Below are 12,221 nucleotides of genomic sequence, written 5' to 3' on the forward strand. Positions count from 1 at the left end.
TGGATGTGATGTAAGCTGTGCACGATCTATTCAAAATTTGGTATCACCAGTAAATGGAAACGGCTTAGATACAGTACCTTTTATTTTATATGATAAAAAAGGTAAACCATTTAAAGGATTTGGAACTGAAGTTCGCGGTGGCCGCTTCGAATGCTTCAACAGTTTTATTTTCCGTGTTACTGAAGTGGATGATGAAGACTGCTGTGCAGTACTAGAACTATTAGTATTTGACAATGATGACACAACTTGTGGCGATCCTTGTGAGCAGCTTGACAACGAACAAGTTGCTAATTTAGAACGTACTGGTATCTGTATTACTGTAGATTTAGATTGCTTCTGTGCTATTACTTGCTTACCTGCTGTTTCTGTACTTTAATAATGATTTAAGACTCTTCCAGTATAGCTGGAAGAGTCTTTTCTTCTTTACCAAAGATTTTCAATTTATTAATCCTTCAATCCGGCTAATCAATTTACACAGTCTAAATGTTATTTGAATCGATTGAAAAAAGGGCAGCTGATGCTGTCCTTTTTTATTGGCAAAAACATAATATTCAGTCGTATAACTAGGGATAATAAACTAATAATAAATATAACCATTACTCTAAAAAAGGAGGTGATTGAAATGAATACCATTCAACGTATAGCTTTAACCCTAATAATTATAGGTGGGATAAACTGGGGGTTAATCGGATTATTTCAATTTGATTTGGTTGCATCACTATTCGGAGGCCAAGATGCTGCACTCTCCAGAGTCATCTATACATTAGTAGGAATCGGTGCTTTATGCTGTTTACCTTTATTGTTTGCACCAGATGATGAAGAAATTAGAGGTACTGAAAGAGGTAGAAATTTGGCTTATTCTACTGAGTTTGCAGAAGAAAATGATCCGTCTGAATTTAACAATGATAAAGAAAATTGATCGACTATTTTATTTCAGGGACTGGCTTTTATGTCGATCCTAATGCAAAATATAACAGATTAGTGGTTCATTATTAAGTGCTTTTTATTTTTGTCTATGGCTATAGAGGTTATGACAAAGATAAAAGCACTTTATCTTTTACGTATTAAGACACTGATTGATTTTTAATTTTTAGAAAGTTTTTTGAGAGTAAAAGCGTCCTCTAAGGAAGTAGAGAACGCTTCGTTACATTTCATTAACTGAACAATTTGTAGCTATTGAAAATAGATATAAATTGTTCCTTTGATATTTTATTAAAATTAGTAACATTTGCATGCTTCAAAGCCTGTCGGAATTGGTTTTTAGTAAAAAGAAGATGATATTCTCTGTTTACCCATTTATAAACAAACGATTGATACTTTTTGTAGTCCCTTTTTAAAATCAATGGTTTGTGTCGTTCAAGTACGATCAATACAGAATCTACACTTGGCTTAGGGTGAAAATATTCTCGTGGCACTTTTTTTAGGATTTTAATGTCTATTTCCACCATCAAAAGTAAGCTTAGAGCCCGTTGCGTATTTTGCAACCTTTTCGCAAAACCTTCCTCCACGAGAAGGTAACTATATTTCGACTGGCTTTCAAAGGCGATTTTTTTGACAATATCTGTACTGATATTAAAGGGAATATTACCATATATTTTATAGCCTGCATTTTTCGGGAAGGCAAATTTCAGAATATCTGTATGGATAACTTTTATATTCTGAAAAAGCTCCACCGCTTTTTGAGTAGCTCGACATAATTCTTCTTCAATTTCTATAGCAGTCACCGACTGACTCATTTCGACTAGCTCTTTGGTAAAATGCCCTTTTCCTGCTCCAATTTCTATTACGTTGTCCTGTTTATTTATATTCGTATGATTCAATATTTCTTTTACATGCTTTTTAGAAGTAATAAAATTTTGTGTGTCTTTTGGGTTTTTCTGGTTCATTATAACCTTCTCCTTGCTGGTTATAATGAACTGATCATAAGAGTTCATTATAACCAATTATTTTTCATTTGGTTGATAATGAACTCATTTAATAACAAATATAGAAAATATACCCATACTTTTATCTCCTTTCCAATCTTTTCATTATGAAAGAGATAAAGTAAAATCTACTACTGCAATACAGGTGCACATATTTGAATCCTCCTTTATAAAACTTATTATATCACTTCCAATTACTTTTTAGAATAAAGCTCTACATATATTTTTTGGAATTGGTTTTATAGCCAGATGTTCTTTTTACAGCTTTTTATTCTTGCTCTTAATATTTTTATAAGAGTGATTTTATGTACTTAAAGTAGAGTATCATAAACCTTAAATATTAAAGATGCAATGCTTAATACGCATCTGGAATGATGTAGATGCAATAAGAAAAGATTATGTAGGTATACGTATCGATTGGCAGATAATTGGGTAAAGCAGAAGATGCACTAAAATAATATTATGATGCTCAACTTGTGCAATCTTATCGTAAAGTTTATTTAACACCATCATCTGTAGAGATTCTTTCAGTGATTATTGCAAAAAACTGGTTTCGAGTATAAAGGCACTCATGGATTCAGAGATACATATGCAGTATTGCAATTAGAAAGTGGTGCTAATTTAAAATATGTTTGCACATCGTTTAGGTCATGAAACCATTAAAACAACAGCTGATAAATATCTTTCCATCACTGAAAGATAAAAGAAGATCAGTTAGAAGTTTTTCCCGAATATATAAAAAAGATAACGAGATCGGCACAAGATAGGCTCGAACTCGTTATCCTCATTTAACCTCACACTAGAAGCTTAATCTATCAACTACTTACAGTTAATTATCCAATACTACCTTCCATTTCGAACTTGATAAGACGGTTCATTTCTACCGCATATTCCATTGGAAGTTCTTTTGTAAATGGCTCGATGAAGCCCATTACGATCATTTCAGTAGCTTCTTCTTCTGAAAGACCACGGCTCATTAGATAGAATAATTGTTCTTCCGATACTTTAGAAACTTTCGCTTCGTGCTCTAATGAGATGTTATCATTTAAAATCTCATTGTAAGGAATCGTATCTGAAGTTGATTTATTATCCATAATTAACGTGTCACATTCAATGTTAGAACGGGCACCCTCTGCTTTACGTCCAAAGTGTACCATACCAAGGTAAGATACTTTACCACCTTGTTTGGAGATCGACTTCGAAACGATGGTTGAAGACGTATTAGGCGCTAGGTGGTGCATTTTAGCACCTGCGTGTTGGTGCTGTCCTTTACCTGCTAATGCAATGGAAAGCGTATTTCCACGAGCTCCCTCACCTTTTAGAATAATGGCAGGATATTTCATGGTTAATTTAGAACCAATGTTACCATCGATCCATTCCATCGTTGCATTTGCATCACATGTTGCACGTTTTGTAACTAGGTTATAGACATTGTTCGCCCAGTTTTGAATAGTTGTATAACGGCAATATGCGTCTTTCTTAACAAAGATTTCAACAACTGCACTGTGTAAGGAGTTAGTTGTATACGTTGGTGCTGTACAACCTTCCACATAGTGTACCGAAGCACCTTCATCAACGATAATTAACGTACGCTCGAACTGACCCATGTTTTCAGAGTTAATACGGAAGTATGCTTGTAAAGGTGTCTCCGCTTTAACACCTTTTGGCACATAAATAAAGGATCCACCAGACCATACTGCAGTGTTTAATGCAGCAAATTTATTATCTGATGCCGGAATAACTTTACCAAAATACTCTTTAAATAGGTCTTCGTTTTCTTTTAGTGCAGTATCTGTATCTTTGAAGACAATACCTAAATCTTCTAAGTCTTCTTTTAAGTTGTGATATACAACTTCAGATTCGTATTGTGCAGATACACCTGCTAGATACTTTTGCTCTGCTTCAGGGATACCTAATTTATCAAATGTTTGTTTGATTTCATCTGGTACTTCATCCCAAGAACGCTCAGAACGCTCAGACGGTTTTACGTAATACGTAATTTCATCAAAGTCTAATTCTGAAAGGTCGCCACCCCATTGTGGCATTGGTTTTTTATAGAATTGTTCTAATGCCTTTAAGCGGAATTCTAACATCCACTCTGGTTCTTCTTTCATACGAGAAATTTCTTCCACTACTGCACGTGTAAGACCTTTTTCAGTACGGAAAATCGAAACATCTCTGTCATGAAAGCCATATTTATATTCGCCTATTTCAGGTGCTTTTTTAGCCATACTATTACCTCCTATATTAGGATTTCTTTGTGCTTACTCCTCTTCGTCGGCTGCTACTGCTTTTTCCATCGCCTTCCACGCCAATGTTGCACACTTAATTCTTGCCGGGAATTTGGAAACACCTTGCAGTGCCTCAATATCCCCAAGGTCGAAATCCACATCTTCTACGTCTTCACCTAACATCATTTTGGAAAAAATGGATGACATTTCTAAAGCATCCTCTACATTTTTCCCCTTCACTGCTTGTGTCATCATAGAAGCAGATGACATACTGATCGAACAACCTTCCCCTTCAAATTTCGCATCTTTTACTGTGCCATCTTCAACTTGAAGGTGTAATTCAATACGGTCACCACATGTAGGGTTGTTCATATCTATTGTAACAGATTCGTCCGCTAAAGTTCCACGGTTACGAGGATTTTTATAGTGATCCATAATAACCTGTCTGTACAATGTATCTAAATTATTAAATGACATCGCCGAAATACTCCTTCGCTCGCTGTATTCCTTCAACTAATCGGTCAACATCACTTTCATCATTATATAGATAAAAGCTTGCTCTTGCTGTAGCAGTCACATCTAACCATTTCATTAAAGGCTGCGCACAATGATGACCAGCTCTTACGGCAATACCTTCTGCATCCAGAACTGTAGCTGTATCGTGTGGATGAACACCCTCAATATTGAAGGTTACCAAACCACCACGTTCCTTAGGTCCGTAAATGGTCAATCCATCGACTTTAGAAAGTTTTTCTTGTGCATACTTCGCAATTTGCTGCTCATGTTCTAAGATATTATCCATACCAAAATCGGATAGAAAATCAATCGCTGCACCTAAACCAATTGCTCCAGCGATTATTGGTGTTCCACCTTCAAACTTCCATGGAAGGTCTTTCCATGTAGAATCATAAAGGCCAACAAAATCGATCATTTCTCCTCCAAATTCAACTGGTTCCATTTCTTCCAATAATGCTTTCTTACCATAAAGGACACCAACACCAGTTGGACCGCACATTTTATGGCCAGAAAAAGCATAGAAATCACAATCCAAGTCTTGCATATCCACTTGCATGTGTGGAACACTTTGGGCACCATCTACTACGATTACTGCACCATTGTCATGAGCAATTTGAGCAATTTCCTTAATCGGATTAATCGTACCTAACACATTAGAAACATGTGTTACAGCAACCAGTTTCGTATTTTCCGTAACAGTAGAGCGGACAGAATCAAGTGTCAAAGTTCCATCAGCTTCCATTGGAATATACTTTAAGGTTGCACCAGTATATTTCGCCGCCTGCTGCCAAGGAATAATATTACTATGGTGTTCCATTTCAGTAAGAACAATTTCATCACCTTCTTGTAGAACGTGACGAGCATATCCATAAGCAACCGTATTAAGTGAGGTTGTCGTTCCACGGGTAAAGATCACTTCTTCCGTTGAACTGGCGTTGATAAAGTTTTTCACTTTATCACGAGCTCCTTCATATTGGTCGGTCGCTCTTGTTCCCAGTGTATGGACACCGCGATGCACATTAGAATTATGTTGCTTGTAATAAGCTTCCATGGACTCGATGACAGATAACGGTTTTTGTGATGTTGCCGCTGAATCAAGATAAACTAGCGGATGGCCGTTTACTTCTTGATTCAGAATCGGAAATTGCTCACGAATAGCTTTAATAGTCATTAGTAGACTTTCCTTTCGATAACTTCAGTCAATTGTTCACGTACTGCATCAATTGGAATCTCCTTAACAACCGGAGCTAAGAAACCATGAATAATGAGACGTTCAGCTTCTTGCTGAGAAATACCGCGACTCATTAAATAGTATAGTTGTACTGGATCAACACGACCGACAGATGCTGCGTGACCTGCTGTAACATCATCTTCATCGATTAACAGAATAGGGTTTGCATCTCCCCTAGCATCTCTACTTAACATTAATACACGAGATTCTTGTTCCGCATTTGCTTTTGTTGCACCATGTTCAATTTTTCCAATACCATTAAAAATTGAGGATGCGCTATCTTTCATAACTCCGTGTTGAAGAATGAAACCTTCACTTTGTTTACCAAAGTGGACAATTTTAGCTGTATAGTTTTGAGATTGATCTCCACGACCTACAGAAACTGTTTTGGCATAAGAATATGAGTTATCACCAATGAGGTGTGTAATATTCTCAGATACGGTGTTACCGTCATTCATTTGACCAAGGTTCCACTCAATTCGTGCATCACGGTAGGCTACTCCACGGCGGTTAACATAAACCGTTGTGCCTGCAGCAAAATTATCTACAGATCCAAAGTTAATGCTCGCATTATCATGCGCAATAACTTCTGTCACGATATTAGCTACCGCATGTTCTTCTTTATTTTGTGAAATATAGTTCTCCACATACGTTAAAGAACTGTTCGCTTCTGCTACTACAATCACATGGTTAAAGGTAGCTGCTTCCGGATCTTCTTGCCAAAAAATAGCTTGTAGCGGCTCTTCAATTTGTACGTTTTTCGGTACATACACGAAGACACCGCCGTTCATTAATGCTGTGTGTAGTGCAGTTAGTTTATGTTCATCAATTTGTACAGCATCTTTCATATAATAGCGCCTTACAAGGTCACTATGTTCTTGTAATGCTGTTTGAATGTCTGTTAGTATAACTCCTTTTTCTTCTAGTCCAGAAGCAAGTGATTTATACGCTACAGATTGATTACGTTGGATGACAAGATTCTCATTGTGCTTTTCCATATCTAAGAACACTTGAATATCTTCAGGTAAATCATTGATTGAGTTGATGGATTCACCAGCAACATCGTGTTTGTAGTCATCAAACTTCCAACGTTTTATACTTGTTTTATCCGGTTTTGGCATTTCAAGCCCTTCTGCTAAATCAAGAGCTTGCAAGCGCAACTCTTTCATCCATTCCGGTTCTTTTCTATTTTCTGAAAATGATCGGACATAGTCCTGATCATATGGCAGTTTAGTTTCCACAGTCATACGATACCTCCTACCTTATGCTTTTTGTCCTACAGTTTCATCTTCAATACCAAGTTCTTGCTTAATCCAGTCATAACCTTCCGCCTCTAGGCGTTGAGCTAGCTCAGGTCCACCAGATTTCACTACACGACCTTTCATCATTACATGTACTTTATCTGGTGTAATGTAATCTAATAAACGTTGATAGTGCGTAATGATCAAGCAACCGAATGACTCATCACGTAGTTTATTGATACCTTTAGATACTATTTTTAACGCATCGATATCTAGACCAGAATCAATTTCATCAAGGATACCAATAGCTGGTTTTAACATCATTAATTGAAGAATCTCGTTACGTTTCTTCTCACCACCGGAGAAACCTTCGTTTAGGTAACGTTGTGCCATGTTTTTATCCATCTCTAGATAGTCCATAGCTTCGTCCATCTCTTTAATAAATTTCATCAATGAAATTTCGTCGCCTTCTTCACGGTGCGCGTTAATAGAAGAACGTAAGAAATCAGAAGTTGTTACACCGCTAATTTCACTTGGGTATTGCATAGCTAAAAATAGACCAGCTTGTGCACGCTCATCTACTTCCATTTCTAAAACATCTTCCCCATCGAGAAGAATTTCACCTTTTGTTACTTCATATTTTGGGTGTCCCATAATTGCAGATGCTAACGTTGACTTACCAGTACCATTCGGTCCCATTACTGCGTGGAATTCCCCACCTTTAATGGTAAGGTTAACACCTTTTAATATTTCCTGACCTTCTATTTCAACATGAAGATCCTTAATTTCTAAAGTAGAACTTGCCATAACTACATACCTCCAAAGCTTTTAAATGTATTGATTTGAAGTGGAATTAAATCCATTCTCACTTTATTCTCATTATAATCTTATACTATTTCGAATCTATAATCAACCATTTTACCGCTATCGAAAACAACTGATTTTATTCATTCCGTCTGATATTATACCACACTTAACCTGTATTTATCGATCTATTACTAATAAAAGCCTATCCATTCCAGATTCGGCCAAGATACATACTGTAAACCAATTAATAATTTATTTTAATGCTAACGTTTGCTTGAGACATTTTCGTTTATATTTTCTAACTCTATAAAAAACAACAGCTACTTATCGAAAAGTAACTGTTGTATCTTTGTGTCTATTTTCATTTCATTTATTTTTATTTTCCTCTAACATCCAATTATTATCTGTGAACTAAGCGTTCTACGTCTTTCACAACTTCTTGGCTTTTTTTATAGCTAGTTTCTCTTTCTTTTTCTACATCTAATCGCTGAGAGAGTTTACGGCTGTATTCCGCATATCCTACTCCGTGCGACTGATGCATCGCTTTTTCCATTTCCGTTGTGTACTGTAGATGTAATTGGTCACTAATAATAAATCAATCCTTTCTTTATTTGACAATTATTATTGTAACATCTTCTAACATAGTGACCAAATGCTCTGTGAGGAGATCAGCGCAGATACACAACCACCTGTAATCAAATATAACTAGCTGAAAAATATATGATATAAATTCTTACAAATTACTTGATTTTATTGCTAAATGCTTTGTTTTTGTTTCCATCCTTCCAAAACGGCATGTAATTTAGTTACCGATTCAAAAGCATACAATTGATCGACAACCAATCCATCTTTTACCAATAATAGAGCCGGAACACTCTGGATTTTATTTTCCTTCATAAACTCTGGAAAAAACGACGCATTCATTCGATAAAAGAACTGCGCTTGATCCGATTCTTCCAGGATTGCTAACATTCGTTCTGCCAATTGACAAGTTGCACAGAAAGGTGTGTGCACGAAAATGACTAGCGATTCCTCATGATGTAACAAACTCTTCCATTGTTCCTTCTTTATATCTATCATTACAATCTCCTTCTATATTATAAGTAATCTGGGTTGATCATAATATGTGATGAAATCAGTGCTACTGCTAACTCAGACTCAGGTGTTGCTGCCACTTCTCGATACGATTTATCAATATAAATATGAATGGCATGTGGCAATTCTTTGGAAAGTTGTTTTCTTAATTTCTTCCCAGCCTTATCCTCGTCAACTAGGATAAAAACATCCCGATAATCCATATTAAACATTTCAATCAAATTTTCCAACCGTTCCACATTAATCGTACCATTAGTACAGACAATTTCTACTTCTTCATCTACTAATTTTGCCACTTTTTCTTTATCCGTTCTACCTTCGACTATGATTACTTTTATTTCTTGTTTTGACAATTGGCTCACCTACTTCATCAAAGTTCAAATAAAACCAAAAGCTATTATGTTATCACGGCGTAATCGTCACGTAAGCTCTTACTGATGGAAGTCTCACTTTATTGTATGGATACACTTAATCAAGTTATGACAGACTAATGGTACTTGGTTAAAAAATATAGCATCCGCTTCATGCGAATGCTACCTGTTTATTACGCCTCATTGATCATCTTATCATAATCTTCAGCAGATAATAAATCATCTAATTCTGACTGGTTACTAGGTTCTACTACAATCATCCATGCTTTTTCATATGGAGATTCATTTACTAATTCCGGATTATCTTCTAATTCGCTATTAACTTCTACTACTTTACCTGTTACAGGGGCATATAATTCTGAAACGGTCTTAACTGATTCAGCACTACCGAATGGTTCATCTGTTTTAATTTCATCGCCCACTTCTGGCAATTCAATAAACACAATATCTCCCAGTTCTGATTGTGCATGATCTGTTACACCGATTCTTACTTTAGCTTCTTCTTTTTTCACCCACTCATGCTCTTTTGAATATAGATAATTTTCAGGTAAACTCATAAAAACTCCTCCTAAATTGTATATTTAATTCCAGGTCTGCTCAAATGTTTCTTCTTTAAAACCAACGGTCACTTGGTTTTCGTCAACTGTCAGTGGTCTTTTTAATAACATACCATCTGAAGCAAGATAATCCAGCATTTCGTCTTCTGTGGCTTCCTTTAATTTGTCCTTCAACTCTAATTCTCGATATTTCTTACCACTTGTGTTAAAGAATTTTTTATATGGTAAACCACTTTTAGAAATAATATTTTTTAATTCTGCCTTGCTAGGCGGGTTGTCCACAATATGTATAGCTTCATAATCAACATCATGTTCATCTAACCATTTCTTCGCTTTTCGGCACGTCCCACATTTAGGATACCAATAAAACTGAACTGTCATGTATTAGCCTCCTCTTCTTCGTTGCTATTATTTTAACGAAAAGATAAGATAAAAAGCAAATGATCTAGTTGGTAGGTCATGACAGTATGAAATAAATTATTATATGGTAGGAAATCTCGCTTTATGTATAGCACATTTTCCGATTTCAGCAATTTACAAAGCGTAATGATTACGATATAATATGTTAAGATTAAAAACGAAGGTGATAACATGATAAAACCAATTGTTGAGATGGAGAATGTCAGCTTTCATTATGGTGAGCGACAAGCTTTATCAAAAGTTAATTTTATAATAAACGAAGGTGACTTCATTGGACTGGTAGGCCCGAATGGTGGAGGTAAAACTACATTAATCAAACTTTTGTTGAGGATGGAAAAACCAACTACCGGGGAAATCCAGCTTTTCGGTCAACCAATTCGTAAATTTAAAGAAAAAAATAAATTAGGTTACGTTTCACAAAAAGCAAACAGCTTTAACAGTGGATTCCCTGCAACAGTAGAAGAAGTCGTAACAATGGGACTCACTTCTAAGTTGGGTTATTTCAGAAGATTAACACGTCAAGATAGACTACACATCTATAAAGCAGTAGAAAAAGTTGGCATGACAGAGTATCTTTCTGAAAATATCGGAGAACTGTCTGGAGGGCAGCAACAGCGGATTTTTATTGCGAGAGCACTTGTCAGTGATCCAAAATTATTGATATTGGATGAACCTACTGTCGGTGTAGATGCTGAAAATGTAGAAAAGTTTTTTGATTTGTTACATGAATTAAATCAGCAAAACATCTCTTTATTATTAGTAACCCATGATATTGGAACGATGACACACCATGCCTCTAAAGTAGCTTGTTTGAACAAAACACTGCATTTTCACGGTAATCCAAATGAGTTCCAAACACTATCACAAGATCAACTATCGGATTTCTATGGTCACCCACTAAATCTAGTGACCCATGAGCATTAATGGAGGAACAATTATGTTAATGAATTTATTAGAATATGAGTTTTTAAGAAACACCTTCTTTACTGGTATTATTATCGGTATTATCGCTCCATTACTGGGTGCCTTTATTGTAGTACGTCGATTGTCTTTAATAGCTGACGCATTATCTCACGTAACGCTTGCCGGAATTGCATTTGGTCTGTTACTAGAAAAAAAGACAGGTGCTATGCTGATCACACCATTTTATTCGGGACTAGGTTTTTCCATTATCGGCTCTGTCATTGTTGAGCGGTTGCGCCGTGTATACACTGCATTTCAAGAATTGGCGATCCCAATCATTTTATCTGGTGGTGTCGGATTAAGTGTTATTTTTATTTCAGTTGCAAATGGGTTTAATACAGACTTATATAATTATTTATTCGGCTCTGTTTCAGCAGTAAGTAGACAAGATTTGTACAGCATTATCATTATTGCAGTTATTGTATGTGTAGTTATCTTTTTCTTATATAAGGAACTATTTTTATTATCTTTTGACGAAGAACAAGCGGTGGTTACGGGTATACACGCAAAAAGAATTCATTTTATTTTTATCGTTTTAACTGCACTCGTCATTGCTGCTTCGATACGTATTGTTGGTGTTCTATTAGTTTCAGCATTAATGACATTACCTGTTGCAGCAAGTATTCGTATTGCAAAAGGATTTAAACAAACGATTATTTATGCGATAATATATGGAGAAACAGCTGTTATTTTTGGATTAGTATCTGGTTACTATTTAGAAATACCACCAGGTGGTACGATCGTCATGCTACTCATTCTTTTATTAATAGCTACGATTGCAACCAAAAAAGTAATAGCAAAAATAAATAGTAGAAAGCATCGTTTAAGGAACTGTAAAAAATTCTATGAAAACTAAGTGAAACA

At 35.8% G+C, this 12,221-nt stretch carries 15 protein-coding genes; 4 read left to right on the top strand and 11 right to left on the bottom strand.

The annotated features are described in order from the left end of the window. Positions 1–376: CotY/CotZ family spore coat protein (locus tag GH715_RS17775; protein ID WP_163578745.1), on the top strand; the 376-nt coding region annotated here is incomplete at its 5' end. A 246-nt stretch (positions 377–622) separates the two neighbouring features. Next, positions 623–919, top strand: coding sequence for a DUF378 domain-containing protein (locus GH715_RS17780; protein WP_153836533.1), 297 nt, complete (start codon positions 623–625; stop codon positions 917–919). A gap of 235 nt (positions 920–1,154) precedes the next feature. On the opposite strand, the gene erm(A) is transcribed toward GH715_RS17780, so the two are convergent. The 11 genes from erm(A) to GH715_RS17835 all read right to left on the bottom strand — a co-directional run bounded on the left by erm(A) (position 1,155) and on the right by GH715_RS17835 (position 10,355). Next, positions 1,155–1,886: a 23S rRNA (adenine(2058)-N(6))-methyltransferase Erm(A) gene (gene erm(A) / locus GH715_RS17785; protein WP_153836532.1), complete on the bottom strand. Its 732-nt coding sequence runs from the start codon at positions 1,884–1,886 to the stop codon at positions 1,155–1,157. Between the two features lie 872 nt (positions 1,887–2,758). After that, the gene (gene sufB, locus GH715_RS17795) at positions 2,759–4,156 is read right to left on the bottom strand and encodes a Fe-S cluster assembly protein SufB (RefSeq protein ID WP_018930854.1); all 1,398 of its coding nucleotides are present in this window, start codon (positions 4,154–4,156) and stop codon (positions 2,759–2,761) included. Between the two features lie 33 nt (positions 4,157–4,189). Continuing rightward, on the bottom strand, positions 4,190–4,633 hold the full coding sequence (gene sufU / locus GH715_RS17800; RefSeq protein WP_153836531.1) for a Fe-S cluster assembly sulfur transfer protein SufU: 444 nt from the start codon (positions 4,631–4,633) through the stop codon (positions 4,190–4,192). After that, positions 4,623–5,843, bottom strand: a complete 1,221-nt coding sequence (locus GH715_RS17805; protein WP_153836530.1) for a cysteine desulfurase — start codon at positions 5,841–5,843, stop codon at positions 4,623–4,625. The genes sufU and GH715_RS17805 overlap by 11 nt, the downstream gene beginning before the upstream one ends. Then, on the bottom strand, positions 5,843–7,150 hold the full coding sequence (sufD, locus tag GH715_RS17810) for a Fe-S cluster assembly protein SufD (protein WP_153836529.1): 1,308 nt from the start codon (positions 7,148–7,150) through the stop codon (positions 5,843–5,845). Before sufD ends, GH715_RS17805 begins: the two co-directional genes overlap by 1 nt. Positions 7,151–7,165: 15 nt before the next feature. Further along, positions 7,166–7,951, bottom strand: coding sequence for a Fe-S cluster assembly ATPase SufC (sufC, locus tag GH715_RS17815; RefSeq protein ID WP_153836528.1), 786 nt, complete (start codon positions 7,949–7,951; stop codon positions 7,166–7,168). Between the two features lie 400 nt (positions 7,952–8,351). After that, positions 8,352–8,504: a YuzK family famiily protein gene (locus GH715_RS22025; protein ID WP_476729760.1), complete on the bottom strand. Its 153-nt coding sequence runs from the start codon at positions 8,502–8,504 to the stop codon at positions 8,352–8,354. Positions 8,505–8,707: 203 nt separating this feature from the next. Further along, positions 8,708–9,031, bottom strand: coding sequence for a thioredoxin family protein (locus tag GH715_RS17820; RefSeq protein WP_153836527.1), 324 nt, complete (start codon positions 9,029–9,031; stop codon positions 8,708–8,710). Between the two features lie 17 nt (positions 9,032–9,048). After that, a complete protein-coding gene (locus GH715_RS17825) occupies positions 9,049–9,399 on the bottom strand; it encodes a ribonuclease M5 (RefSeq protein WP_153836526.1) in 351 nt (116 codons plus the stop codon). 191 nt (positions 9,400–9,590) lie between these two features. Beyond that, positions 9,591–9,974, bottom strand: coding sequence for a glycine cleavage system protein GcvH (gene gcvH / locus GH715_RS17830; RefSeq protein ID WP_153836525.1), 384 nt, complete (start codon positions 9,972–9,974; stop codon positions 9,591–9,593). Positions 9,975–9,998: 24 nt separating this feature from the next. Continuing rightward, positions 9,999–10,355, bottom strand: coding sequence for an arsenate reductase family protein (locus GH715_RS17835; protein WP_153836524.1), 357 nt, complete (start codon positions 10,353–10,355; stop codon positions 9,999–10,001). A gap of 210 nt (positions 10,356–10,565) precedes the next feature. On the opposite strand from GH715_RS17835, the gene GH715_RS17840 reads away from it, so the two are divergent. Then, a complete protein-coding gene (locus GH715_RS17840; RefSeq protein ID WP_153836523.1) occupies positions 10,566–11,318 on the top strand; it encodes a metal ABC transporter ATP-binding protein in 753 nt (250 codons plus the stop codon). Between the two features lie 13 nt (positions 11,319–11,331). Next, positions 11,332–12,213, top strand: coding sequence for a metal ABC transporter permease (locus GH715_RS17845; protein ID WP_153836522.1), 882 nt, complete (start codon positions 11,332–11,334; stop codon positions 12,211–12,213). The last annotated feature ends 8 nt before the right edge of the window (positions 12,214–12,221 follow it).

Source organism: Gracilibacillus thailandensis (genome assembly GCF_010994055.1).
In the GTDB taxonomy this organism is placed as follows: Bacteria; Bacillota; Bacilli; order Bacillales; family Amphibacillaceae; genus Gracilibacillus; species Gracilibacillus lacisalsi.